This window comes from Mesorhizobium sp. M4B.F.Ca.ET.143.01.1.1 (genome assembly GCF_004792275.1).
GTDB lineage: Bacteria > Pseudomonadota > Alphaproteobacteria > Rhizobiales > Rhizobiaceae > Mesorhizobium > Mesorhizobium abyssinicae.
The window spans coordinates 1-311 of the sequence record NZ_SRSR01000267.1; the positions used below are offsets into that span (position 1 = coordinate 1).

At 71.4% G+C, this 311-nt stretch carries 1 pseudogene; it reads right to left on the reverse strand.

Annotation, left to right across the window (positions count from 1 at the left end):
* Window positions 1–311, reverse strand: a pseudogene (locus tag EN786_RS36930) (peptigoglycan-binding protein LysM); the annotation flags it as partial.

Consider the following 311-nt stretch of genomic DNA (forward strand, 5'->3'; position numbering starts at 1 on the left):
GGATGGTGTAGCTGCCGACCGGAATATCGCGCGTCGCTTCGATCAGGAAATGCCCATCGGCCGAGGTCTTGGCATCGCCGAGCAGGATGGCGTCGGCATAGGCGCGCACCTTGCGGCCGGGATCGGCCGTGCCGGCGACGAAGATCTTGCCGCCGTCGATCTCAACCGCCTCGACGGCGATCTTCGGTTCGTCTGCGGCGGCGTTCTGGGTCGCGGGAGCCGAAGCCTGATCCGTAGCTGCCGGTGCCGTTGCAGCCGGCGCCGCCGCCGGGGCAGACGCCGCCGGCGCGGTTGCGGCCGGGGCCTGCGCG